This is a genomic window from Blautia sp. OM06-15AC, from assembly GCF_003481425.1.
Lineage (GTDB): Bacteria > Bacillota > Clostridia > Lachnospirales > Lachnospiraceae > Fusicatenibacter > Fusicatenibacter saccharivorans.
In genome coordinates this window covers 131,954-157,228 of the sequence record NZ_QULD01000008.1, presented here as the reverse complement: position 1 = coordinate 157,228, position 25,275 = coordinate 131,954, and the positions used below count along the sequence as shown (strand labels likewise).

At 42.0% G+C, this 25,275-nt stretch carries 30 protein-coding genes; 7 read left to right on the top strand and 23 right to left on the bottom strand.

The window, feature by feature from the left end:
- Positions 1 to 125: 125 nt before the first annotated feature.
- The 22 genes from DXB83_RS11770 to DXB83_RS11660 all read right to left on the bottom strand — a co-directional run bounded on the left by DXB83_RS11770 (position 126) and on the right by DXB83_RS11660 (position 18,469).
- Positions 126 to 449: a TfoX/Sxy family protein gene (locus tag DXB83_RS11770; RefSeq protein WP_118660778.1), complete on the bottom strand. Its 324-nt coding sequence runs from the start codon at positions 447 to 449 to the stop codon at positions 126 to 128.
- Positions 450 to 457: 8 nt separating this feature from the next.
- Positions 458 to 1,207, bottom strand: coding sequence for a VOC family protein (locus tag DXB83_RS11765; protein ID WP_118660776.1), 750 nt, complete (start codon positions 1,205 to 1,207; stop codon positions 458 to 460).
- A 50-nt stretch (positions 1,208 to 1,257) separates the two neighbouring features.
- On the bottom strand, positions 1,258 to 2,118 hold the full coding sequence (locus DXB83_RS11760; protein WP_158579615.1) for a helix-turn-helix domain-containing protein: 861 nt from the start codon (positions 2,116 to 2,118) through the stop codon (positions 1,258 to 1,260).
- Between the two features lie 24 nt (positions 2,119 to 2,142).
- Positions 2,143 to 2,778 (bottom strand): GyrI-like domain-containing protein, encoded by a 636-nt coding sequence (locus DXB83_RS11755; RefSeq protein ID WP_118660772.1) that lies wholly within the window; start codon positions 2,776 to 2,778, stop codon positions 2,143 to 2,145.
- Positions 2,779 to 2,781: 3 nt separating this feature from the next.
- Positions 2,782 to 3,345 carry a GNAT family N-acetyltransferase gene (locus DXB83_RS11750; protein WP_118660770.1) on the bottom strand — a complete coding sequence of 188 codons (564 nt, stop codon included), beginning with the start codon at positions 3,343 to 3,345 and terminating at the stop codon, positions 2,782 to 2,784.
- Positions 3,346 to 3,430: 85 nt separating this feature from the next.
- Positions 3,431 to 4,351, bottom strand: a complete 921-nt coding sequence (locus tag DXB83_RS11745) for a helix-turn-helix transcriptional regulator (RefSeq protein ID WP_118660768.1) — start codon at positions 4,349 to 4,351, stop codon at positions 3,431 to 3,433.
- A gap of 15 nt (positions 4,352 to 4,366) precedes the next feature.
- Positions 4,367 to 5,164 carry a hypothetical protein gene (locus DXB83_RS11740; RefSeq protein ID WP_118697665.1) on the bottom strand — a complete coding sequence of 266 codons (798 nt, stop codon included), beginning with the start codon at positions 5,162 to 5,164 and terminating at the stop codon, positions 4,367 to 4,369.
- A 74-nt stretch (positions 5,165 to 5,238) separates the two neighbouring features.
- Positions 5,239 to 5,649, bottom strand: coding sequence for an ASCH domain-containing protein (locus DXB83_RS11735; RefSeq protein WP_118660764.1), 411 nt, complete (start codon positions 5,647 to 5,649; stop codon positions 5,239 to 5,241).
- Between the two features lie 46 nt (positions 5,650 to 5,695).
- Positions 5,696 to 6,196, bottom strand: a complete 501-nt coding sequence (locus DXB83_RS11730) for a kinase (RefSeq protein ID WP_118660762.1) — start codon at positions 6,194 to 6,196, stop codon at positions 5,696 to 5,698.
- 22 nt (positions 6,197 to 6,218) lie between these two features.
- A complete protein-coding gene (gene purN / locus DXB83_RS11725; protein ID WP_118660796.1) occupies positions 6,219 to 6,815 on the bottom strand; it encodes a phosphoribosylglycinamide formyltransferase in 597 nt (198 codons plus the stop codon).
- A gap of 159 nt (positions 6,816 to 6,974) precedes the next feature.
- On the bottom strand, positions 6,975 to 8,465 hold the full coding sequence (locus DXB83_RS11720) for a MobA/MobL family protein (protein ID WP_118660760.1): 1,491 nt from the start codon (positions 8,463 to 8,465) through the stop codon (positions 6,975 to 6,977).
- A gap of 374 nt (positions 8,466 to 8,839) precedes the next feature.
- The gene (locus DXB83_RS16685; protein ID WP_173815382.1) at positions 8,840 to 9,382 is read right to left on the bottom strand and encodes a hypothetical protein; all 543 of its coding nucleotides are present in this window, start codon (positions 9,380 to 9,382) and stop codon (positions 8,840 to 8,842) included.
- A gap of 8 nt (positions 9,383 to 9,390) precedes the next feature.
- Positions 9,391 to 10,329, bottom strand: coding sequence for a ParM/StbA family protein (locus tag DXB83_RS11710; protein ID WP_118660758.1), 939 nt, complete (start codon positions 10,327 to 10,329; stop codon positions 9,391 to 9,393).
- An 18-nt stretch (positions 10,330 to 10,347) separates the two neighbouring features.
- On the bottom strand, positions 10,348 to 10,725 hold the full coding sequence (locus DXB83_RS11705; protein WP_158579614.1) for a TnpV protein: 378 nt from the start codon (positions 10,723 to 10,725) through the stop codon (positions 10,348 to 10,350).
- Positions 10,726 to 10,744: 19 nt separating this feature from the next.
- Positions 10,745 to 11,767 carry a ParB/RepB/Spo0J family partition protein gene (locus tag DXB83_RS11700; RefSeq protein ID WP_226906385.1) on the bottom strand — a complete coding sequence of 341 codons (1,023 nt, stop codon included), beginning with the start codon at positions 11,765 to 11,767 and terminating at the stop codon, positions 10,745 to 10,747.
- 299 nt (positions 11,768 to 12,066) lie between these two features.
- On the bottom strand, positions 12,067 to 13,743 hold the full coding sequence (locus DXB83_RS11695; protein WP_279221259.1) for a recombinase family protein: 1,677 nt from the start codon (positions 13,741 to 13,743) through the stop codon (positions 12,067 to 12,069).
- Complete coding sequence (locus DXB83_RS11690) at positions 13,724 to 13,954, bottom strand: helix-turn-helix domain-containing protein (RefSeq protein ID WP_055303625.1); 231 nt, start codon at positions 13,952 to 13,954, stop codon at positions 13,724 to 13,726. The genes DXB83_RS11695 and DXB83_RS11690 overlap by 20 nt, the downstream gene beginning before the upstream one ends.
- A 90-nt stretch (positions 13,955 to 14,044) precedes the next feature.
- On the bottom strand, positions 14,045 to 14,230 hold the full coding sequence (locus DXB83_RS11685) for a hypothetical protein (RefSeq protein ID WP_055303624.1): 186 nt from the start codon (positions 14,228 to 14,230) through the stop codon (positions 14,045 to 14,047).
- 16 nt (positions 14,231 to 14,246) lie between these two features.
- Positions 14,247 to 15,536 (bottom strand): plasmid recombination protein, encoded by a 1,290-nt coding sequence (locus tag DXB83_RS11680; RefSeq protein WP_055303623.1) that lies wholly within the window; start codon positions 15,534 to 15,536, stop codon positions 14,247 to 14,249.
- Positions 15,537 to 15,884: 348 nt separating this feature from the next.
- Positions 15,885 to 16,100, bottom strand: a complete 216-nt coding sequence (locus DXB83_RS11670) for a hypothetical protein (RefSeq protein ID WP_031473406.1) — start codon at positions 16,098 to 16,100, stop codon at positions 15,885 to 15,887.
- A 400-nt stretch (positions 16,101 to 16,500) separates the two neighbouring features.
- The gene (locus DXB83_RS11665) at positions 16,501 to 17,874 is read right to left on the bottom strand and encodes a DNA primase family protein (RefSeq protein ID WP_070100996.1); all 1,374 of its coding nucleotides are present in this window, start codon (positions 17,872 to 17,874) and stop codon (positions 16,501 to 16,503) included.
- Complete coding sequence (locus DXB83_RS11660; protein WP_117767770.1) at positions 17,849 to 18,469, bottom strand: CHC2 zinc finger domain-containing protein; 621 nt, start codon at positions 18,467 to 18,469, stop codon at positions 17,849 to 17,851. Before DXB83_RS11660 ends, DXB83_RS11665 begins: the two co-directional genes overlap by 26 nt.
- A gap of 222 nt (positions 18,470 to 18,691) precedes the next feature.
- On the opposite strand from DXB83_RS11660, the gene DXB83_RS11655 reads away from it, so the two are divergent.
- The 7 genes from DXB83_RS11655 to DXB83_RS11625 all read left to right on the top strand — a co-directional run bounded on the left by DXB83_RS11655 (position 18,692) and on the right by DXB83_RS11625 (position 24,873).
- The gene (locus DXB83_RS11655; RefSeq protein ID WP_055303620.1) at positions 18,692 to 19,795 is read left to right on the top strand and encodes a DUF6076 domain-containing protein; all 1,104 of its coding nucleotides are present in this window, start codon (positions 18,692 to 18,694) and stop codon (positions 19,793 to 19,795) included.
- A 125-nt stretch (positions 19,796 to 19,920) separates the two neighbouring features.
- Complete coding sequence (locus tag DXB83_RS11650) at positions 19,921 to 20,931, top strand: hypothetical protein (RefSeq protein ID WP_330426817.1); 1,011 nt, start codon at positions 19,921 to 19,923, stop codon at positions 20,929 to 20,931.
- 188 nt (positions 20,932 to 21,119) lie between these two features.
- On the top strand, positions 21,120 to 21,803 hold the full coding sequence (locus tag DXB83_RS11645) for a response regulator transcription factor (RefSeq protein WP_055303618.1): 684 nt from the start codon (positions 21,120 to 21,122) through the stop codon (positions 21,801 to 21,803).
- Positions 21,804 to 21,870: 67 nt separating this feature from the next.
- On the top strand, positions 21,871 to 22,785 hold the full coding sequence (locus DXB83_RS11640) for an ABC transporter ATP-binding protein (RefSeq protein WP_055303617.1): 915 nt from the start codon (positions 21,871 to 21,873) through the stop codon (positions 22,783 to 22,785).
- Positions 22,778 to 23,614, top strand: coding sequence for an ABC transporter permease subunit (locus tag DXB83_RS11635; RefSeq protein WP_158581110.1), 837 nt, complete (start codon positions 22,778 to 22,780; stop codon positions 23,612 to 23,614). Before DXB83_RS11640 ends, DXB83_RS11635 begins: the two co-directional genes overlap by 8 nt.
- 12 nt (positions 23,615 to 23,626) lie before the next feature.
- Positions 23,627 to 24,508, top strand: coding sequence for a sensor histidine kinase (locus tag DXB83_RS11630; protein WP_055303615.1), 882 nt, complete (start codon positions 23,627 to 23,629; stop codon positions 24,506 to 24,508).
- Between the two features lie 38 nt (positions 24,509 to 24,546).
- On the top strand, positions 24,547 to 24,873 hold the full coding sequence (locus DXB83_RS11625) for a hypothetical protein (RefSeq protein WP_055303614.1): 327 nt from the start codon (positions 24,547 to 24,549) through the stop codon (positions 24,871 to 24,873).
- A gap of 157 nt (positions 24,874 to 25,030) precedes the next feature.
- Here DXB83_RS11625 and DXB83_RS11620 read toward each other — a convergent pair whose 3' ends face one another.
- Positions 25,031 to 25,264 carry a DUF6061 family protein gene (locus DXB83_RS11620; RefSeq protein WP_055303613.1) on the bottom strand — a complete coding sequence of 78 codons (234 nt, stop codon included), beginning with the start codon at positions 25,262 to 25,264 and terminating at the stop codon, positions 25,031 to 25,033.
- Positions 25,265 to 25,275 lie beyond the last annotated feature (11 nt).

The following is a 25,275-nucleotide window of genomic DNA, read 5'->3' as shown; positions in this document are numbered from 1 at the left end:
TTTTGGTGCAAGCGTAATTCATGAGTAACGTAGCAATATTTTGCGCTTACTTTTATTTTTTAAATTTAAAAATCACCCAATTTACATCATCGTAAACTGAGTGACTTTTTACATTTGACCACATTTTATGCTTTTTTCTTTTTTGGTTTTCTCTCTGGTAATTCCGGATACATTTCTTCCACCATATTTTGCAAGCTAGTTCTATCCTCCAAAATAGTTACCGGTAACATAGGTTTTGCACCCTCATACGGTGGTTCCGGTTCACTGTCCGGCATAAACTTCTTACTGGTCTCTGTAATCTTTACAAGAAAACCATTACCATAAATCCCACCAAATATCCGTTCTTTATAGTAAAAAATATATCCACCCATCATAGGAATGTTTCGTACATTTCCTAAATCAGATAGTTGATCCATTATGTAATCTGCAATCTCTTTATTCTTTGACATAACTACCTCTATTCCTTTTTCAATGTTTGTACCCTCATTGCTATATTTTCTTTAAATTCTTCATCAGAAAACTTTGGCTCTCTGGTATCAAACCATAACTTACAAGGTATTTCCCCACATTCTCCACAATTCTGCATACACTTATTATTTCTGACACAGTCATAAATCGGACAAGCTTTTCCTTCCGGTGCATGAAAAACTTTTCCCTTACAGGAATTACAGCCATTGCACATCTTGCCAAAACAATAACACGCACTACAATCCGTGCCACAGACACTTATCAATTCCTTTTGATACTGGTCGTACCAACCTCTGACCACCTCAATCGGATGTTGCACTAATTTAGCTGTTTCCTCTATGGTTTTACCTGATTCAAACTGCTTACAGGCAACAGAATACATACTCTCCGAAACCTCTATCAAATGTCCATCCGGGTCAAATATATGAATTCCTCTTTGAAGCCAGGAAAAAGTTTTCGGCTCATGAAGTCTTTCCACTTGTGGATAAGAATCCAGCAATTGTATAAAAGCATCAAAATCTTCTGTCTCAAAATACAACTCCATGGTATTGGAACGAAATTTCATTGTACTGGCATCAAATCCAGCTATATGCTCCAATCCCTGCTGCAATGCTAATCCACAAGTCAAAGTTTTATTTTTCCCAAAATCTACAAGTACATCTTGCTGAAATAAATCCTTATAAAACTGCAAAGATTTTTCCATATCTCGTACTGCTATTACGGTGGTACAGTATTTCATAGTTTTTCATCCTCTCCTGCCTGTCAGAATTTGAAACTATTATACTAAATTCAAACGAAAACATCTTGTATATTTCCGACATCCTTAAAAGCCATTATTCTTGCATTATGTATATCCATAGAATGGTATCTCTTGAATTCCCGTAATAAGTGTGATTGGTCTGTATATCCAAATTTGTAAACCGCACTTAACACATCAAAATCCGGCTCACACAAAATATCTCTCCATAGGAATTGATATCTTATCAGATTGCTTAACTTTTTAGGCGTAATGCCAACATACTCATGAAACAATCGCTCCAACTGTCTGGTACTCACAAAGGATTTCTTTGCCAATTTTGCTATATCCAAAGAACCTTTATTTATCAAAATGTTCTGTATTGTATCGTTAACAACCGTATTTTCTCTCACATCAGATAATCTTTTAAGCAATGCTTGTTCGGTAAATGAAATCTTTTCCTGTAAGGTTTTTAGTTCCAACAGTTTGGGGCGAATAATCTTGTCCAACCATTCAAACCTTGAATCCACATCAAAGTATCCATTCATGGTGGATTGCAATGAATCATCGCAAAATGCATATGCACTCCACGCATAAAGTCGAATAGCATAGGTTGATACCATATGACCTATGGTTCCGTTGCCATGTGCATGGAAACTGCAATCATTTACCCCACAGAGTCCTCCGGTTACGGTATTATCGGTATAATCTATATGATAAATAATATCCACACAAGTATCCGGAATTACTAATTCCGGTGCATCACTATTTTCGATTTGTATAAGTGTTTTTTCTGTTCCCCAATAACATCGGATGTAGGATTGCAATTCTTTAGAAGGGGAAATTTCTGTATAAAAGCTATTTCTTTTGAATGGAGTTGCCGTCAAAGGGCGATAAATTATTGAATTGTTCATATCCCACAACTCCTTTCGCATAAATTACTCTTTTCTTCTAATCGGATGTCTAATTACTGTTTTCCACTTCTCCGGTGCAATCTTCCTTGCATCAGACATATATATTTCATGATGTAAACGCTTTTCATTTATATCATTTACATATCCATTTTCTTCTAAGAACGCATCCATAATCTTCACAGACTCCGGCTCATTATCAAATGGTCCTATATGCATCATCTGAACACATAATCCTTCGTCTATCGTCAAAAATTCTGCTTTGCTGCAGTCTAACTTTTTCTTTTTGGTCGCAGTATCTACCGCCCAATCAAAATCATTCTTTGTAACAAAGTCAGGTAATCGAATCACAGAAATCCAGTTAAAAGAATCCTTGTTCCCATAGTCTGCGCCTCTTACATTGTCTTGCCACCAGAAACCTTCCAAGGGTGGAACTACGTATTCAAAAAATCCTTTTATCTTGTAATCTGATTTGTAACTCATCTTCAAAGTATATGCAACCGCATACAATACACCTATTGCCTGTTGGTACTCGCCATCCGGAGTATTCGGATTACCTTTCCCTCCGACAGCAATATAATTAGCCGTCGGAACATTGACTATTTCAGGTTTATTCTTAGGCATATAAAATTCTTTGTATTCTTTCTTGAAATCAAAAGTCATTCCTTACACCTCCCGAACATAATATGAATTGTACTTCGTTCCATCATGTCCTATTAAAGCTTCTTCCGACAAACAAAATCCCATATGTTCTAAAGCCTGTATACGCTCTTGGGCAATTGAAACTGCCTTAGTGGCAATCATTTCACAAGCAAACATATCTCTCGTTTCAGGAATAATAATCCCAAGAATATCTTCTATCGTATCTTGTTTTTCATAATCACTTCTCAAATCCAGTCTAAGCAATCCGCAATTATTGAAATAATCCTTTGCCCTTCGGTTAAATAATTCTATTGTACCAATTGCACAGTTAGCATTTTTGTCTATAATAGCCCACCGTGCATAATATCTGTTTTGATATTCTCTCTTCCAAAAAGCAATAGTATCCTTCATTTCTTCAATTGAAGTATAGTAAAAACCATTCACACAATTATCACTGTTAAAAAGCGGTACTGCATCCTTATCGGAATATACCCTAAGCAAATCCTCTGCATCTCCATCCTTAATTTCTCTCAGCAGAAACTTTTCACTTTCCATAACAGGAATTTGTTCATACACATCAATACCCATCTTCTTATCAACCTCCATATCGTAATTTGTTAAACATTAAATAACTTCATTTACATTATCTCACACAAATTACGACATCTATATGTCATAGTTTATCGTATAAAAAAAGAATATCTTTTGCGTAATTAATAATCCTTTCTTTTATATGCTCCTGTTCTATAATCTCGACTTCTTTTCCCTGTGACAAAACAACACCTATCCACCATTGTTCCTTCTCTACAATATGAACTTCCATAATAGAACTACCATCATCACAGTTTTTTATAAGCTGTCCGTTTAAATATTCCTTTATTCTGTGTATCGCATTACCCCGGCATCGCATCCGAACTCTTATGGATATGTCCTTTCCCTGATAGGAATTGTCACAATCATTTAAAATATCCTGTGCCGACTTGTGCTCCTTGGAAAATTCATCTTCCGTTATACAAACATCTTCCATCCGAACCAGCTTATAGGTTCTATAATCCTGTTTCGCCGTATTATAAGCCAACATATACCAAGCATACCATTTGTAAATAACCGCTATCGGTTCTACACAATGTTGTCTTGTTTCTCCACCATTATTTGTATATGTAAATCTAACCACTTGCTTATTCTTAACTGCAGACTGTAAAGTTTGAAGCAATTTCTCATCGCCTTCTCTTAATACAGAAAAATCCAAAATCATACCTATATTACTGTTCTTGGATATGGCTGTTATTTTCTCGTAAATATCATCAGCCACCGGATTATTAGTAACCGTTTTTAATCCATTTATAGCAGTTGCAATATAGGCATATTCATCTTTCGATGCAAGTTGGTTATTCATTTTGAAATCACCTAAAATTTCATATCCACCATTTGTACCGGTAAAAGCACAAATCGGAATACCCGCCTGACACAAAGTATCGATATCCCTCTGAATCGTCCGTACAGATACTTCAAAATGCTTTGCCAACTCCGAGGCGGAAGACTTTCCATGATTTAGCAGATATAAAGTAAGTGCGTATAATCTGTCTGTTTTCATTACTACTTTTTCCTATCATATATTTTTCAAGAAATAAGCTACAATGCCAAGAAATTTCTTAGATAGTCCTATGTAGCCAGCTTTATGTTTTCTGAAATAATTAATAACTGAAATGACAAAATATGATATCACTTGAATAGGTAAACTTATAACATAAAACAAAATCAATATAAGTCCCCCAGATACAATCAATTTCAGAAAGAGCATTAATGTATTTGTCTCGTCATTATAATTCATTAAACTCGCGTATGTATTTCCTATTATTGCAAAATCCAGAGGAAGTTCTTGCACTTTCATCCCAGTAATAGTAAAACAGAATCCCAACACGGTGATAATGAAACCTAATGGTAAAAAAGATAATTTAAGAAATTCAATATTGTTGTCCAATATTTTTTCATAATATTGTTCATTTCTTCCACATTTTCTAGCCATTCCGACAAAGTAAAACAATAGATATAAAGCCGATGCTACAATAATACCCATACCATTCTCATTCGGCAATACTAATGCCAACAACGAAATTGCCGTATACGAAAAACAATATGTAAATAATGGTGTTTCATATCGCAAATATAATTCTTTTGGTTGTATTTTTCTCCACAGTTTTACAACTATCGGAATATTCTTGATTTTCGGATATTTTCCACTTATAAAGTGCCCCAGACTTATAAATGAATTGCCAAATATACTATCGTAAACATATCCCGCTATGTATACTACTGAAATTAACATAACGAATAATAAACCAATTAAAAATATCATTATCACTGTTAATGACAACAATTTAATTAATAATTCAAGTAATACATCCATACCTTTTCCTCTGTATCAAAATCATGTTTAATCACTCTTTTTATCAATGAGCTTCTTCTATATCACAAATCTATTTAATCTCCAATAGTTCCTTGGAGTCCGTTTTCCGTCCCGCCAATTCTTCCATTAACAAATTGTCGTTCTGTTATTCTCTCTATTTCAAACGCCACAACACCATACTGCATCTGTTGTTCTTTTGAATAATATTCCTCCATATCTGCTGGATTAGCAGTTGTAAGATTTTCCTCTGTATAACCACATTTTAGCAATGGTAACGCTTGATATAATTCAGTAAAATTCTTAAATATATGTATGCTTTTAACACTTACTACAAGCGGTTCGTCAGTCTTAGTATTGACAAATACTATCTTATCACCTATTTTAATACATTGACGTTTTTCATCATATAATCTAAGTTCATATGTCTTTTCTCCACATAAAATCATACGAAAAGGATTGGGACGTAATTTCATCGTGTGTTTCATATTTGTCTCCTTAATCTAGAACACTCATCAGTTGCTGATACTTTCTCTAAATATACTTTAGCAAATCTGTGTATATCTTTTCAATAATACATTCCGCATCCATTTCACAAGAAATAATTTCTTCCTCAAGAACAGATGAAAAATCTTTTTCCCGCCACCATTGGCGCATATGCTCTTCGCCAAATTCTTGGCTTTTACTCCTTGTTTGATGACGTCTTACGGTTTCCTCAAATGGTATATTAAAATAGTATGAATAAACATTTGCCCCATATAATTCATTAGCCACATTAAATAATGGATTATACCACTCGTCATACATAATTCCTTCTAAAATAACAATGTCACTATGTTCATTTCCATATTTCAAAAGTTCTATCATTAGTGGCAATGCTTTCGTATCTATGCCATCTTTAACCCAAAGCATATTTCTTCTAATTTCATCCTGTGAAATAAGCATTGTATTAAATCCTATCTTTCTTTGTAACGCTCTTGCTACTGTCGTTTTCCCACTACCTGAATTACCTCTAAGTATAACTAATTTTTTCATAGATTCTCCTTATCGTGTCCCATTATTCTCCTAAAGGAATTTTACCGTTCACAATGTCAGCTATGACTTCCACCAAAAATTCATGTTCTCTCTCCAACACCCTCGCTGCTAATGTTTCCAGTGTGTCTCTTTCCAACACGGGTACTGTTGTTTGAGCTACGATTTTGCCGCTATCATATTCTGCATTTACTCTATGAATTGTTACTCCTGTTTCACTTTCTTTTGCCTCAATAACAGCCGTATGCACATTCATTCCAAACATACCTTTACCGCCAAATTTAGGTAGTAATGCCGGATGAATATTAAAAATTCTATTGTTATATCTTTCAAGAACTGATATATGTAACATCCTCATATATCCTGCCAAAAAAATCATATCAACATTATATTTTGACAATACATCTAAAATCTCTGTTGCCAAACTCTCTTCACTTCCTGATTTCTTGGCACTAAGGTGATAGTTTGGGATACCTTCGCCAGCAACTCTTTGTAAAGCCATTGAACTTCCATTGTTACTAATAACAACTGCCACCTTTGCATTAATTTGATTATTCTTACACCCATCCATAATCGCTTGTAAATCACTTCCACCATGGGATGCAAATACTGCTATATTCATAATTGTTTTCTCCATTCTTTGGTTCGATAAAGCTAATGCAGCTACCGTATATATCATAGCATATTACCCACCTTATTTCCTCTGTTTTTTCTCTTACTATTACAGTTATTTTTGCTATAAAAGAGCAGAGGATTACCAAACTTAGTAATCCTCCAAAAACTAACGTGTTCTTCCTCTTTCAATCGACGGAACATTCCCATAATACTGTCCATCCCCCGTCGCTTCAATCTCCGTCCTAACACATTCTTCCTGCCATACCTTGCAAGCCTCCTCATACTTCCGCTTCTCCTCACGCACCGCAAAAAGCTCTGTAAAGAATTCCGCAGCATTAGCATATCCGGCATCCCGAAGCACCTGTGAAAGCTCAGCCTTCATCTTCTCCACCTTTTTATCCAACAGAGTAATCCTCTCCTGCAATTCCCTCCTCTGCTTCTGCTTAAATACTCTGGAACATACAGACAGTTCAATCTCCAGATTGCCCCGCTCCTGTTCAACCGCAAAGATTTCCTTATTCCAACGCTTCAATTCTGCATCCAGCTCCATAATCACTGGATACTTAGACAGCAATAACGGTTCCTTTGGTTTCTTAGGAAGCTGTACCTTTTCCCAAATCTCAACCGCCTGCTCTGGCTCTTCCACCAACACTGGAACTTCTTTCTCTACAACTTTCTCATGAACCACATCCACAATCTTTTTAGCCACTTTAGCTGCTGCAAGTAATACCTTTGATATAAGCAATTCCAATGCCTTAATTGCAAGTCTGATAATATCCCCCAAGAAAGACGGATTATTCCCATATAATTCAATAGAATGCTTGACTTCCTCCGATATCTTTTCTCGCTTCACGCCTAGGATATCCTCCTCGGCAACACCTGAAATCAATGCTCTGTCCACAGTCTGATTCCATCTTGCACGCTCCATATTGTCAGCTTCTATCTCTGCTCCTTTAGGATTGTTTTTACCAATTTTCTTGGTAGCAAGATACATTCCATTCCTATCAAATACCTGAAGTTTATCTTCTTCATTTATGGCACAGACATTAATCAGGTCCGTGTATAAACGCTTTACCTCGTCCAGAAATCCATCAGCCTTAAACAGCTCGTTTTTCGTAGTAAACAGATTCCGCTCATACGCTTCCCCCTTCTTGATAACCTTGCACTTTTTACGGATGTTCCCTGCTTCATCCAAGATTTCCTTCTTGGTACGCCTATGCTTACCTTTCTCGTCATAAAACATATTTCTGGTGGCAATCTTCTCAATAGGTTTATCAAGAAGCTGACGCTCTGCAAATATCAGATGAATGTGGTAATTGGTCTTTCGCTTGTTATGATGCAGTGCTGAGATACATTCCACCTTATAATTCTGCTTAAAATGGTCTGTAAATCGCCTAAGCAAATATTCCGGCTCATAATACACAAAGGATTCCGGCAACGCTATAATCAGTTCCCTTGCCTCAATACACTTTCCCTCAGTCCCACTCTGCCGAAAACTTTCCTGGTTATATTTCGCCAGTTCTCTCCAAAAACTCTGCTCCGAAACCGTAGTATAAGTAGCATACAGATTTTCCTGCTTTGCCTTACTTGATATATAAGTAATTCTGCCAGACACATTGGTCAGCTTATTCATTTGCACAAATGAATTTCTTGGCATTCTAATCATCTCCCTTCTATTGCATAATGTGAGTGGATGCATAGGCATCCGTATACGAACCCACCGCCGTTTCCGGCGTAATAGCCCCCTGCAATGGCGAAATACACAGAGTACAAAACGAAGTATTGTGCGATGGGTGTATTTCGCTCTCAAACGCCGACGGCTGGATAAAAAATCTATCTTTAGCAAATACAGAAAAAGCCACATACCTTCGAAAAGATACATGGCTTCATCAAAGCTAATAGCTGTATTTAATTGGCTACATAATTTGCCGTTTCCGACACCACTTATTCCTACTGCAATTATGGCTACATATTCTTTCACAACTGATGCTACATCGCTTTTATTTACAAAAGCTTTGTAGCCATCTACTATCATTCACCACAAAAACTAAAATCAAGGAACTCGTTAATATCAGGTTCTATCTGATACTTTTTCTCATCCTCCTCAGTGTAATCTCTTTTTTCACATCCATCTCCACCAACCATAGTCTCTTGCCCTTGCTTCGACTCTTGTACGGCTGCTGATACCTGACCTGACATCTGCATTCCTGCTACCATCTGTGGCATTGGCACCTGTTGTTGTACAGGCACCATCCCCTGTAATCCCAACACGGATAAAAGAGACTGCTGTTGCATCATATACATGCCCGCCAACCCCGGCAGATTATCAAGTACCTTTTGCTCTACTGCCTCTACAATTCCTTTTACAAATGTATCCTCCTTCTCCCTCGATTCCAGATAGGGATCTCGTTTGAGAGCAAGATGCCTTGCATAGTAATCATTGATGGCAGCTATAACAAATTCATTCTGAGAGCGGAAGTCCTCCTTCACTTCTTCTGAGTGAAGAATTTGCCATGCTTTTCTTTCCGCTTCTTTTTCCTCATTGAAGCGGAAATTGTGATTCTTTATAGCCATCTAACCACCTACTTTCGATTCTTCTGACGAAGCATCATATAACAGAAGTATTCATACCCCTTGGCATTTGCACAAATATCATGATTATAGGTTGTCCTATCCGGATTGTATTTTCCAAAAATTTCCACCATTTTGGCACCGCCACCCATAACATACAGATTCATCAAATCCTCGTTATACTCGTAATCCCGAAGCTTCTGGAACAATCCCTGTACATACTGTTCAGCAACCTGCTTCATCGCTGATAAATATGCCTCACTTACATCCGCATCGCCATATCTTAAGAAATCATTGATAATTTCATCTGGTAATTTTGTTCCAGTCCTATCCATTATTCGATTCTGAATACGAATAAAGCATTGATTCACACCCAGTTTTTCTGTCCATGACTTGCTTTCAATCGGTCTTCCGTTATTCAGATACATAACATTCATAGTACCGTTGCCAACATCCACCAGCAGATTCATTCCCTTGAAATCCTTCAAATTTTCTGCAACAGCCGCATAGCCCTGTGGCATGACCGTGCAATCCACAATTTCAATCAGATAGTCCACCTTCTTGTATTTCAGTGAAACATATCTTTCTCTGGTCAGATACTTCTTAAAGCTCTCCCTCTGTGCCTGTACCCACTTCAAAGGAAGTCCCACCGCCAGATGAATTCTAGTCTCTGTAAGTCCTCTTGCCTCAAGCTCCTTTGCAATCGCTGCAAGAGTCAGAATATAAGTATCATCATCCTCCTGCTTGTCTGCAACAAAGCCCTTGTGACCTTCACCAATAATATAATAAGAACCATCATATTCGATATACTCCTTACTCAGCACCGGTTCACTGTCACACTTTATAATTCCCGTAGGAAATACTCTGTGGGCGGTTTTCACATTGCCATAACCATTATCCACGCCCAAAATAATAGTTCCGTTCATATTGTATTCTCTAATCTCTCTCATACTAAAATCCTCCAAATTCTAATGATACTGGCGAACAATGTCGCTTAACACGATCTCTTCCGCCATTTGTTTTGCCTGTTCCCGAAGCTTCCACATTTCCATTGTGGAAGCTGAATGCTGTGGCTTATGCTTTGCCAGATACTGACTCACGATTCCTTCCAGCATTTCATAAGCCTCTTCATTTAGCTCAAAAGCTCTGGCACTCAAGGTTCCCATACGAATATGGTGCCTGTACCTTTCTGCATGATTGGATTTCATATAATCTATCCATAACAGACCATATTTTCCAATCCACACATCTGCTTCCTCCGAAACCACAATATTCGGATAAAACACTCCATCCGCCTCTGTATAAGTGCCACCCATTGCTTCATAAGTTGATAATTCTCTGCTCATCGCTACTACCTCCATTCCTTTATCTTGCTCTGCCACGACTGCTGCCAAGGCTTTCCTGCTTGCTGTATTCCTGCTTCTCATACCACTCCTTCAGAAGCTGTTCGATTAAATCCGTCTTCTGCTTTGGTGTATAATCCTCTGGGAAATATTTTGCCAATGCATCTGCACGAAGCTTTATCTGCTCCCGCTGATTGGGCTTTTCTTCCTCCAAAACCATACAAATCGCATCCATATCCAAGGTTCCGTGCTGGCTCATTACCTTCAAGCGACACGCCTGTGATAAGCATGGTGTACACTGTTCCAAATCCATAATGGCATGAAGCTCGTACTGCTCCTCTTCCTTCAGATAAGATAGCTCCACAGCCACCGTAAAAGCAATCTTTCCTTCGTTCACCATATCCAGAATCTTAGGAATAAGATTGGTCAGGCGGATATAGCGGGCAATCTGCCTCTGACTTTCTCCCAGCTGCATTGCAAGCTGTTTATTAGAATCAATAGGCATTTGTTCAACTTCTTCGTTCGTCACTTGCCATCTGCCGTTCTCATCATATCCGCATCCCACCTTTGCAAGAGACAACGTTGGATTTTCTACGGACTTTTTGCCAACTTGGCAAGAAGTTAAATCCGTCCTCCTCCCCTGCTGTTTCATTGCCTCCAGCTTCATCTTGTAAGCAAATGCCTTTTCGCTTGGCTTAATATGCTCTCTCTGCAAATTACTATCTACCATAGCAATCACAGCCTCATTATCATCCATTTCCACAACCATTACCGACACTTCCGAAAGCCCTGCCCATTTACAGGCAGCCTTCCTACGATGCCCTGCAATAATCTCATACCCATCTCCATACGGATTAGCACGAACAATTAATGGAACTAGTACTCCCTTATCCTCAATGCTCTTTGCAAGTTCAAACAACGCAGTGTCTTCCACAACATGGAAAGGATGTTCCTTAAAGTCGTGTAAATCACTGATTTTGACGTTTCCCAACCTGACACCATGGTCGTCACCCCATGATGGATACATTTCCTTTATTTCTTTCATTCTCGCATTCCTCCATTCTGAAATCTTAGATATGAAAGCTGACAAAAGAAAGAAGACCGCATGCTTTCACATCCAAAGATGTTGAAAACAAGCGGTCTTGCGACTCTTTTAATATTTAGTTGTTGATGAAAATAATCTCCGAAATAACCTTAAATATTAACTGTAGATTTTTGTGTCCACTCATACCAGTTCCATAACTACTGAAACTTTAATCTCGTGAGAAATCTCCTTTTTACGTCCGATTCCGCCGGTATGATTAAATCTAAAAACCTGTGAAAAGTGCGTAAATTCAAGGATTTCTACATATCCACCCTTTGTAGACATGCGACGGTCTCGACAGTTGTTTCAGTTTCCAAGGGAAGTTCTTTCACTTCCTCGCCATCAACAGGCACAGGGAAGTTGAACACAATCTTTCTTATCCAGCTTCCGTCTTTCCTTTTCTCCGGGAACATCTCAATTCGCTCGATAAAGGCTTTCATAAACTCTTTCTGTTCCGCTTCTGTTGCGGAATGGTAGACTTCATCAAATGCCAGTAAGAGCCGATAGATATTGTTACCGGAGATTTTCTCCTGCTGAATGCTGCGGATTTGACCTTGCAATTCGCCAATCTGAACTTCGATATCCTCTATTGTATCATACTGCTCATCATAGCGGCGCTGCAAGTCCAAAATCTTTCTGTCATAGTGGGCATCGTTGATGTCCAAGGTGTCCATCTGACGCTCCAAGCGGCTTTTCGTTCCAAAGGCTTGCTTCAACTGTCCTTGCAGGACGGCGATCTGCTTTTCCATATCCTCTGTATCAACAGCCGAGCCGATTTTCGCCTGAATCGCTTCTACAAACCGGGGATTGTTGACCATAGCGGATATAATCTTAGCCACAAACTTGTTGATCTCCGTCTGCTCGATATTCAGTCGGAAGCTGCACTCATGTCCGGTAGGTGTTACCGTGTTTTTGCAGTAGTAATAATACCTCGTTTTCTTGTCCTTGCTGTGAGCCCTGGCGATATTGCCGTACATACTCTTTCCGCAGCATGGGCATTTCAGAATGCCGGACAGGATGTGTGCATGATCTGGATTGTTGACCTTTTCCCGCTTAAAGGAATTGATCTTACGCTTTTCCTGTGCCAGATACCAATCTTCTTCCGAAATGATGGCTTCGTGCTGTCCCTCATAAATCGGGAACTCCGACTGCTCAACTACGTGCATCTCATTTCTTGTGCCTTGCTTCTTTTCCGTCCTGCGTCTGCCATAGGCGATCTTTCCCATGTAAACGGGATTGTCCAATACATCCTGCACGAAGTTCCTTGAAAATCCGGGAATGGTATTGTTCTGCCGCAGTTTCTTGATAAAGCCGTTGCGGTTCAGATATTTAGCAACCCCGGCAACGCCCTCGTCGGTGTGAATGTAGCGGTCATAAATGACACGGATTACTTCCACTTCATCCTCCGCAATGACCAAATCTCCGTTTTCCAGTTTGTAGCCATAAGGAGCGAAACCACCGTTCCACTTGCCCTCACGAGCCTTTTGCTCACGTCCTGCCATTGTCTGGGTGCGGATATTCTCTCGCTCTATTTCTGCCACCGCAGACAGCACGGAAATCATCAGCTTTCCGGCATCCTTTGAACTGTCGATGCCATCCTCCACGCAGATCAGATTGACACCGAAATCCTGCATGAGCTGCAAAGAGTTCAGAACATCCGCCGCATTTCTGCCGAATCGGGACAGCTTAAAGACCAGCACATAGGAAACGCCGTCCTTGCAGTCCTGGATGTCATTCAGCATCCGTTGGAAGTCCTGCCGCCCTTGGATATTCTTTCCGGAAAATCCCTCGTCAGAATACTCCCCGGCAATAACCATATCTTCGTATGCCGCATACTTCCTCAGCTTGTCACGCTGGGCATCCAAGCTGTACCCGTCAACCTGCATAGAGGTGGACACTCTTGTATAAATATAGCATTTAAGTTGTTTCTTTTTCAGAATCTCCACCTCCCTCATTCATTTCCTTTACCATAAGTCCCTCGTTGCGGATATAATACTCCAAAAGCCACAGCACATAATCCGGTGCATGGCGGTTGTCCAATTCCCACTCGGTCATAGTCCTGTAAGGGATATGGACGAGCTTGCAAAAATCTTTCCGGTTCAGTCCTGTGCTTTCCCGCAACTTGATAATTCTGTTCTTACAATCCATCTGTCTTTTCTCCATAAAAAACAAAAATACACGTTGCGTAATCATTATAGCATAGCCGCAGTGAATACGCAACGTGTAAATTGTAAATTTTTACGCAGCCTTATTCGTCAAAGGCTGTGCTTGATTACTTTCCTTGGAATGCTCCACTTTCTGAGGGGCATCCTGTTCCAATTTATCCAAAACCTGATGTCCATATTTCTGGAGCATCTGGCTCATAACATCCACACAGCGGACAAATGCCGCATTATATTTTGCATCCTCATAATATTTCTTCAATAGGCAGTTACCTCCATCAAATTTCCATGTCCTGTCCACGCTTACGGGCAGGTGCTTTGTGTTCCTGTGTTTCCTTTCCTCTGGCGAGGATGGAATTGATAAAAGCCCGAACCTTTTCGGATGCAATTTCCAGTGCATCCAGGAAAGGCTGGGCTTTTTGCTTCAACTCTTGATATTTTTTATTCGCTTCTTCACATCGCTGCTTCCAAATGGATGCAGACTTTTGAGCAGATTCCAGTTTCCCTTTCAATCGCTCATTCTCTGCATGAAAGAGAATGCCGTTGGTGGCATAGCGTTTCAACGTGTCGCATTCATCCGGTGTCAGCGTGATATTGTTTCCGAACGTGGCTTTCTTGCCCATCGCTTCAATATCCTGCACCGTAAGTGCAATGGCCTTTGCTGCCTTGGTTTCCTTTTGCAGAGCTTCCAGTTTCTTTTTCTGCTTTTCCGTAGCAGCTTTAGCATCCTCCAAACTCTGTTCTGCCTGTGCCACCTGTCCTGTCACAGCTTCCAAACGCTGCTGTTCCGCCTGCACCTTAAACTGTGTCACCGTCAGATGTTCCTCGGTGCTGCCACGCTCTCCACGCTCCACATCGGTATATCCGGCAGCACGCATGAAATTAAAAAAGTCATCCTGCAACACGCTGTAGGATGACCTTAAAATCTTTTTTCCTTTTTCATTGAGCTTGGGATTTCCGTCCTCGTCAAGCACCGGTTTGGAGTCCCATTTCTTACTTCGGCTGACTTGTGTGATCGTTTCCTTTACCGTTCCCCGGAGAGCTTCATCCTTACATCGCTTCGACCAAAGGATCTGCTTTTCCACTACCGGAATATAAACCACATGGAGGTGATAGTGGTACACATCCTCGCCAAGAGCTTCGGACATTGCCCGGTTGTGCTCATCGGCGTGCATCACAGCAGAGAGGATATACTGCTCACCGCCTACGATCTCCACGGCGGCTTTATAGGCATCAGCATAAAACTGTTTTGCAAATTCATAGCCGCCGTGGTTGTAGAAATAAGCGGAGTTCACATCAAAAACCAACTCGCCGTATTTGATGGCATCCGGTTTCAGACCTCTGGTGGAGATCACGCCATCCTGTTCCATTTGCTCAAACATTTTCACATAATCATCGGTGGGAGTCTTGAAGTGAACATTCAGCGGAGTGCGTTCCGGCACAATGTCTTGATTGCTGTAACTGTCCTTTTCTCGCTCATTGTGTTCCTGTATTTTTGCCACATCGTCCGGTGTCGGTAAGTCCTGATTCCGGGCTACGGTGCGGTCTATTCCATCATTTCTTGCCATAGATTTTTTGTCCTTTCCTTAAAATTTGCAGACAGCGGGGAGCTGCGGAGAGGCACTTTTTCAAAGTGTAATAACCCACTATAACACTTTCATCCATACTGGCTGCAAAGTGCCGTGGGCTCTCCGAGGGCTCTCCCGAGGGGGAGTGCGGTTGCTGCGGCAACCTCTGCTGACCAATGCGAAAATGTCTGCAACTTTTCCCATGGTCAGCCCGTCTGCATGAAGCTGTTCCGGTGAACTTCTCTTTGCAGACGGCGGCAGCGAAAAGCGTATCTTTCACTGCCATCCATAGACAGCACTGCGGTGTGCCTATGGGGACGGGAACTACGAGGGGATGTTGCCGGGGCATCACTTCTCCCGTCTTTGCTGCCATACGATGTCGTATCCCAGCACATCGGCAAGCTCCAATACTTCCTTGTATCGGATGCTTTCCCGCTGTAATTTTGCGGACAGGTTGGAAACGCTGTCGCTCCAACCGTACTCGTCCGAGAGCAGGTCAACTACTTCCTGCATAGTCATTCCGGCACGGATGATCTGTGCCTTGATTTCGTTGCGTACATTCATATTGTAAATTCCTCCATATTTTTGATTTACAATTCGGTGCAAAGGCTACTCCCCAAAGCGGAGCAGATGCACCGAACAGTGAAAAATCTGCTTTCTCCAAAATCGCTTTCATTTTGTGAGTGCGATACTCTGTCCATACAGGCATATATCCCACTTTGCTGTTCCGTGGGATTTTGTCTGAAACAGTGAAAACACCCATTGTTTCGTAAACTGGGTGCATGGTTTGGAGAAGCACGATTTGGTGAAATGGTTTCGTCCTGCGGTCAAGAACTTTGCTGTTTCCATTACCATTGATTTTCAATGCCCGAAAACAGGTCAGTTCTGACAGCTGATTATTCCTATAAAAAAGGAAAACAGGTAAAACGCTGTGTACATACATACAGAAAACGAAAGACAGGAATCAGTCCTGCCATTCCTCCGGTACGTACGTACATGGCGAAACGTCGTAAAACCCGTTTATATTAGGTCGTGCCACAGCTTCCACACCCATAAATCCCCATACCCGCCGTCCGGCTGAGTTGGTGATGTTGTTGCAATGCTCCAAATTAAATTTCTTTGCATTGGCAACCATGGCATCGCTGAAGCTGCGGGATTTCAGAGGGGCAAGGGAGTTTTCCTCACACCACAGGCGATAGATAGCGTAAAAGTCCTTGGAACTGATGGACGCATCCGCCTTGCGCCGGATATATCCCTCGGAATCCATGAAGTCAAAAATGTTGTTATTGTCACGCTTGACCGCTTCCCGGTTTTCACGGATGCGGTCGCTCTCCGTAAACTTAAAGTTGTTGGCAACAAGCCGCTGCAAGCCTTCAAATGCCCAGAGGAAAATCCCCTCGGCTTCGGCTTTCATCTTCTCTGCAAGATCGGGATCGTCGGCTCTGTCCACGGGCTTTTCCTTGGTAGTCAGCACAAGCTGTCTACGGTAAAAACCATCGCTACGGTCATACAGGGCTTGCAGATCGCCATTGCTGAATGCCATCAACCGGGCGAACATCCAGCCCTGATAGCTCTGTTTACCTTTGCGTTCCAAATCCATCTTGCCCTGTGCGGTTACAATGGATTTTACATAGTTGGTCTGGCGCAGAGCTTCCATCCGCATATCATCATCCACGCACAGCAGGATGTGTTCCAGATCGGCACGGGCGAAGCGGTTTTCGGAAATTTTACCGATACTGCCGTCTTTCATATTCGTGCCGAATATGGTGGACAGCACTGCACCGATTTGAGATTTGCCCTCGCCGCCGTTGCCCTTAATCACCATCATGCGCTGCCCCTTGTTGGAGGGAATCAGGCAGTAGCCGATAAACTCCTGCAAGGTGGGAATATCTTCTTCATAGAGCAAACCGTCCAAAAAGTTCAGCCACAGAGCAGGTGCAGCAGCGTTTGGATTGTAGGAAACAGGCAAGCGGCTCTGTACGATTTCCTTTTTCCCCTCGATAAATCTTCCATCCAGCATGAGCGTTCCGTTGGCAACATGGATGCGGTCAGGCTGGGGAGGAAGATCCTCAACCATGGCTTCCAGTTTCAGCAATTCCATGATGTTTTTGATCTTCTGCGGTACGCTGCTGATGGTGTAGCTTTTCAGCTTTTCGTAGACCTCGCCCCGCAGGACAATATCATCCGTTACCCGTCCATTGGGCGTAAAGAAAGCCCTGTTTGCAAAGATGATTCTGCTCTCTTGCAGAAATTCTTCACAAAACAGAGCTTCATTGATATTCTGCCCATCAAACCAGACAGGCAAATTCATATCAGGCGTTTTCCGGTTCTTCGCCATGGTGTGCCACCTCCTTTTTCTTTCGTGCAGTGTACTCTTTCAGAAAGTCGATATACCCGTCCTTCATCAGTTTGTCCACAACAGCTACACGCTGTTCCAATTCGCCCACGGTCAGCACATCTGCCATATATTCGATATGGCAGTGCATCTGGCAGGCTTCCACAAAACGGTCATCATAAGGCTCGTCCGGTGTCTTTGGTGCATAGCGCACTTTCCAATCCTCCAACAAATGCAGATAATCCGTCAGCACCCGGAAACACAGCATTTCATCCTCCCGGAACTGACGGATATAGGGACGCTTTGGCTTGACCATAGCTGCGGCAGTGGGCGGTTTCGGGTCAAGCCCAAAGTCCGCAGCCAGCTTTTGCACTGCTTCATGGTTACTCAGATTGAACAGCTTTGCCACAAGGTCGATCACGTCTCCCTTGGCTCCGCAACCGAAGCAGAAGAAATAATCTTCATTCAGCTTCAAGCTCGGATGCCGGTCATTGTGGAATGGGCAGCAAGTCATACCGCTGCGGTTGACTTTCAGCCCATAGTGCTCGGCAGCTTGCTTCACGCTGATCGCCGCCTTGATGTTTTCATAGATTGTCATAGAAAAACCTCCGTTCATAATAGTCTGGAAAGCACGAAGCACCCGCCGTGATTGGCAGGTGCTTCGCCCTTTCTACTATGGTTATGACGGATTTGAAAAAAAGCAGGCTAAAAGCAGGACAACCTCATTTCAAAAAACAGGACAACTTATCTGATGATGTAGATTTCTTCACATTTGCATGGTATAATTAGAAAAGTGAAAAAACAGGACAGGAGGGCAAGCATGAATCAAGAACTGATGACATTGGATTTTTGGCAGGATACGGTCATATATGAGGGCAAAATATTTCCTATCGGTACTCTTGCCTGTGATGCGCTGAATGTTCCTGCGGATACCCTCGCAAGAATGAACGAGCAATGCGAGAAAATCAATCTACTGCTTGGAATGTTAAACGCCGGACAGGATGCTTCCGCACTCTTTCCTATGGCAAAGGAAGCTGTGCTGACAATGGTGGATATTCTCAGCGAAACGCCGCCGTTCTCCAATATGAATATTCCAAAACATAGAGAACGGATTGAAAAAGTCTTTACTGCGGACAATGCGCTGAAATATATGGAGTTTGCCATAAAAGCCGCAACTAATTCCTTGCAGTTTGAAGAAATCCCGAACTATGCCGATGCAATGATGCTCCAACGATATACTGCTGTATTCGGGCATCTGGCATACTCCCTTGGGGAATACCAAACCGCAATGCTTGATTTTGCGGAAAAATCAGACGGAAATGAAGCAGACCGTACCGCAGAGGGCTTCGCCAGAATGTTCGGCAGCTATTTCCCGCCGGAGTTCTCTATCACGGAGGGCAATGCCTGGATGTCTACCCTGAACAATTCCGTTCAGTATGTATCGGTCATCCGTCCCGGCGAAAAAGTTGCAAAGCTCGTCAAGCGAATCCATTATGTATCCTTTGTGGGGATGTTCCGGTCTGATCTCTTTGAGGGCTTGTGTGTCGGTCATGCACCGAAGAAATGTAAAATTTGCGGCAAATGGTTTCTGACAACCAACGCAAGGCACACCAAATACTGCGGCGGCTATGCGCCGGGGGACAAGCTACACCGCACCTGCCGACAGATCGGCAATCTGAAAGGCAGAGAACAACGGGAGCTTGCAGACGATCATCCTGTTATCCAGATATACGAAAAGCGGCTGAATACCATAAACCGCTATATCAAGCGTGGCAAACTGGATGAGGATTTAGCAGAGGTTATGAAGAAACTGGCGAAAGATAAGATGCTCCGGGCAAAAAGTAATGTCGCTTATGCCAAGGGAACTTATGAGAAAGAAATGGAACAGGTTGCTTTGAAGAAAGAAGCCCAAAAGTGCATTTGAATTTGTTAGGAGGAACAGTCAATGAAAATAGGATTTTTGTTTTTCTTGGTTTTCTGTATAATTGCAATTTTTGCGAGTAAGAAAAAGAAATAAATTTGAAATTGGACGTTGAAAGGAGGTGCGCTATGCTAAGTGATTTTACATGGAATATGACCGGATACATACCAAAATACGCTGTCAATCCGCACGGTGATGGTATCATTCCCTATATGGCAGAGCGCATCTTCCAACTGGAACCGGAGCCGCCAGCGGTGGGCAGTCTGAATGAATATATCCTGTCTGCCTTGCGGGAAAAGAATTTGATATATTTCTCGTTCTTCCTCCACCATTATGAGCCACAGCTCAATAAGCGCATCAAAAGCTTTTGGGGTGTGGATGGCGGCGATCTGTACGATACAGACCGTTTTATAGATATAAAGCTCTCCTGCAGGGAACAAATGCTCCAAAAGCTGATGGACTATGATCCTGCCAAGGGTGCGGAGTATGCTACATACATTTTCCCGTTCATCCGGGATGCTATGCTCCGCTTCCGCATGGGCGAAGAAAAATGGTCGGTATCCTCTCTGACCAATTATAAAATGGTGCGGTCAATGGCTTGGCTGTACCATAACACCAAGGATGCGGTCAGCGAGTTTTCCAAAAAGTATAACTGTGACTTTGCCCTTGCGGAAGAATATCTGAGAGTTGTTCGAGGTATCCGCAATCAGCAACCATTCTATGTGACAGATGAGGACGGCGAGGAAACGGGCGAAGATGTTGCTCTTGATGATACTTGGAACTACTCCGACATCCTCTGGAACGGCATACAGGCAGAAAAGGTGCAGCGAGCTTTTGATAAGCTGAACTACCGGGAACAGACCTTGCTTGAAAAGCGGCTGGCAATCTGCATGACCTGCGGGCATGTCGGCTCATGGAAAGGCCGTCCCACCTTTGAGGAACTGGCTGTAATGTTTGAGGGCAGCACTGCCAGCGGTGCGGAGCGAGCCTACCGCAGAGCAGTGGACAAACTGACAGAATTGTTGGTTGCCGAGGGCGCAATCCATGCTGTCCGCTTGAAACAGAAATCCAAGACCAAACGAAAAAAGAAAATCGCCACCGCAATCTACGAATACCAAGCAGACTGCGACGGCGAATAGGGCCAGATTTCATTTGATTTTGAGAACGGCACATCAGAAATAGTCCGACTTGCCGATTGGGATACAATGAAAACAAACCGCTTTGCGAACAAGGCAATAGCCTACCTTCTAAACTGCGAAAACGAGAAGTTGCCAAAGGAAACGATAGTAGCGTTTGAACTATAAAAGGAAATTGACGAGGAACGAGAATGAAAACAATCGCAATCATAGATGATGATATTCATATTGGAGATATGCTGAGAGAAGTGCTGGTGCAAGAGGGCTATTCTGTTCTTCGTGCATACTCCGGCACAGAAGCGTTATATCTTCTTTCACAAAACAAGCCCGATTTGGTGCTGCTGGATCTGATGTTGCCGGGATTGTCTGGCGAGGAAGTTCTGCCCCACATTGAGAACATTCCTGTTATCGTTCTCAGCGCAAAAGTAGATGTGCAAGACAAGGTAAATCTTCTGCTGGGCGGTGCGGCAGATTACATGACCAAGCCTTTTGATACAAAGGAGCTTCTTGCCCGTATCACTGTTCAGCTCCGCAAGGCAGAACAACATGGCGAAACCAAATCTCTTTCCGTTGGCGATTTGGTTTTGGATATGGTTTCCCTTTCTCTGACAGTACAGGAGCAGCCTGTGAAGCTGACCCGAACGGAGTATGCCATCTTAAAACTGCTGATGGAAAATCCCAAACAGGTAATTTCAAAGAGTGTCCTGCTTGACAGAATCAGTCTGGACACACCCGACTGCACCGAGCGTTCTTTGAAGCAGCACATCAGCAATCTTCGTAAAAAGATGCAGGATGTCAGCGGTGTAGACTATATCGAAACAGTCTGGGGAATTGGTTTCAAATTGGCAGAACAAAAAATCTTGACCAAATCTTGACGTTTTTCTTGACCACTTTCTTGACTTTTGTTTTGTAAACTTAGGTCAGCAAAGGAGGTAATACAATATGAACTATATTTTGCAAACAAACAGCCTGACAAAAAAGTATAAAAACTTTCAGGCATTGAATGGTCTTACTATGAATGTTCCCAAAGGTTCCATCTATGGCTTTGTGGGAAAGAACGGCGCTGGTAAGACAACCCTGATCCGCTTGATCTGCGGATTGCAGGAACCGACTTCCGGTAGCTTTTCTCTGTACGGCATCCGCAATGACAGCAAGGATATTATCAAATCCCGCCGTCGCATGGGTGCTGTGGTGGAAACACCGTCCATCTACATGGATATGACTGCGGAGGAAAATCTGAAGCACCAGTATCTCATTCTTGGTCTGCCATCATTTGATTGTATTCAGGAATTGTTGAAGCTGGTAGGTCTCGACAACACGGGAGAGAAAAAAGCGAAGAACTTCTCCCTCGGTATGAAGCAGCGTCTGGGCATCGCTATCGCATTAGCCGGTGATCCCGACTTTCTTGTTCTTGATGAGCCTGTAAATGGTCTCGACCCTCAGGGTATTGTGGAAATGCGAGAACTGATTTTGAAGTTGAACCGAGAAAAACAGATTACAGTTCTTATTTCCAGTCACATTCTGGATGAACTTTCCCGTCTGGCTACTCATTACGGTATCATTGATAATGGTCGCATGGTGAAGGAACTGAGTGCAGAAGAACTGGACACAGTTTGCCGCAAGTGTGTCCGCATGGAAGTGACCGATACTTCTACTCTGGCTCGTGTGCTGGATTCCATGAATCTGGAATATAAAATTATCTCCGCAACAACAGCCGATGTGTTCGCAAAGATCAATGTGACACAGCTGACCGTTGTACTGGCAAAGGAAAACTGCGAAGTGCTGTCTATGCAGGAAAAAGATGAAAGTTTGGAGAGTTATTACATCTCTCTGGTTGGAGGTGATAATAATGCGTAAACTTTTTCGAGCAGCCTTTTACCGTACAGAGAATAAAAAAATGATTCGAATAGAATTAGTGATTGCTGTATTGCTTTCCGCATTCATCATCCTCAACGGTTACTTCCAGACGAATTTGACTAATGCATACATCTATAAGCTGGTCGCCCGTTTTTTTGGATATTCACCCCTGATGGGACCATTTATCGCCGTATTTGCCGCATATTTGTGGGGAACAGACTATGAATATGGAACTCTGCGCAATAAACTAATCTGCGGACACACTCGTGAAGAAGTTTATTTTTCCAATCTTCTCCTGACCATATGTGCTGGACTGAGTACTGCACTAATCTGGTTGATAGTTAATGGGATGCTGGGTATTCCGCTACTGGGTACGGCAAGCCTGAACCTCTCTTTGGGAAAGATGGCATTTTATATTTTTTCAAGCCTTTTGATGGTCGTTGCACTCTCCAGCGTATGTTGTCTGTTGGCAAGTCTGGCGGAGAACAAAAACTCAGCGACACTTCTTTGTCTGGGAGCTGTAGCTGCAATGGTCATAATCGGGATGCTCCTTTATGATCGTTTTGCAGAACCAGAGTTATTGGATGGATGGATGTGGAGTGATACAGACCCAACTGTGCGATGGCATCCCCAAAATATCAAATTCATCGGTGGAACATTTCGTATCCTGCTGGAATTTCTTATCTGTCTGACACCTGGAGGACAAGGTGTAATTCTTTGCGAAGAAGGGGTGGAACACCTGATTTTTCTTCCATTGTGCTCTGCGTTTGTAATTTTTTCAACATCTCTTATAGGAAGTCGTTCCTTTAAGAAAAAGAACCTAAAGTAAGGAGGTAGAAAGATGTTCCCTTGGATTTTGTGTTGTATTTTGCTAATTGTTGTATTTTTTCTAATCACAAAGATTATTTTTATAGAAAAAAGTATTGATGAAATTCATACAGAATTCCAGGAACGTCTTTCCTCCGACACAAACACTCTGATTGATATTTCTTCCAGCGACCCTCATCTGAGAAAACTGGCTTCGGAGATTAATATCCAGCTTCGATTGCTCCGCAAGGAACGCCATCGTTACCAACAGGGCGATCTGGAACTGAAAGAAGCTATCACCAATATTTCCCATGACCTGAGAACTCCGCTTACGGCGATAAACGGTTATCTTGACCTATTGGAACGAGAGGAAAAAAGCGAAACGGTACACTGCTATCTTTCTCAAATCCAAAACAGAACAGATGTTTTAAAAAATCTAACCGAAGAACTATTCAGATATAGTGTGGTTACTTCTTTTCAGGAACTGAAACCAGAACGTATGGATGTTGTCCGGGCATTGGAGGAAAGTCTGCTGTCTTTCTATGCGGTCATGCAGGAAAAAGGCATCCAACCGGAAATCGAATTGCCGGAGGAACCGGTTTTCCGTGAACTGGATGCAGGTGCGGTCAACCGTATCTTTTCCAACATTATCAGCAATGCGCTGAAATACTCTGACGGCGATCTGTCCGTAGTCATGGATAAGAACGGCTGTGTTACATTCAGCAACACGGCGCACAATCTGAATTATGTGACGGTCGGCAGATTGTTTGACCGTTTCTATACAGTAGAAGCCAGTCGCAATTCAACCGGTTTGGGATTGTCCATCGCCAAGCTGCTGATTGAGCGTATGGGCGGAAGTATTGGAGCAATCTACAACAATGACAAACTGCAAATCAAGATAATCTTTGCAAAATGAAATAAAAAAGAGTTTATATGAACGGAGGTGTTTTGATTATGAAGAAATACTTGAAGGAGATACTAATACTCTTAATTCAATTATTTATGTTTTATGTATTTCCATTATTTGCAGGACCAACAGACGTTATGGGAATGATAGTTTTGCTTATTTTAGCAACATTATTGCTTTCAATTCTAATTGGCAGCATTTCAAATCTGAAAGTAAAGTACTTGTATCCAATAATCATAGCAATTACATTTGTGCCATCTGTGTTTATATACTATAACGAGACAGCATTGATACATTCGCTTTGGTATTTGGCAGTATCATCCTTTGGTTTGATAATCGGCATGGTCATTCATAAATTGATTCTTAAAAAGTAGAAAGAGCAAAACTTTCAAAGGCTACCCAGTCAAAAAGATTGGATAGCCTTTATTTATGTTTTCTAAAATTAAAGTTGAATATCTGCCTTAGCCAATAACTATGGGCTTAGAGGTTTAGTGAGCCAGGCAAATCGCTCCAATCGCCATATCCACAGATTTATACTCTGTAACAGTTTTTCAAATAGGTTTTGGAATCTCCGTTCAATATCAAATCAGCATATCCAATCGGGTCATTGTAAATCAGATAATCCAGTTCCGACCTCTGATACATATTGTCGGCAACCTCGTTCTCAACCGCAATCGTATCAATCGCAATCATACTACCATCAAAGAATTTCAGTTCCACACAAGCGGTATCCATGTTAAACTTACAAGAAATCAATCTATCCATAAGAAACCTCC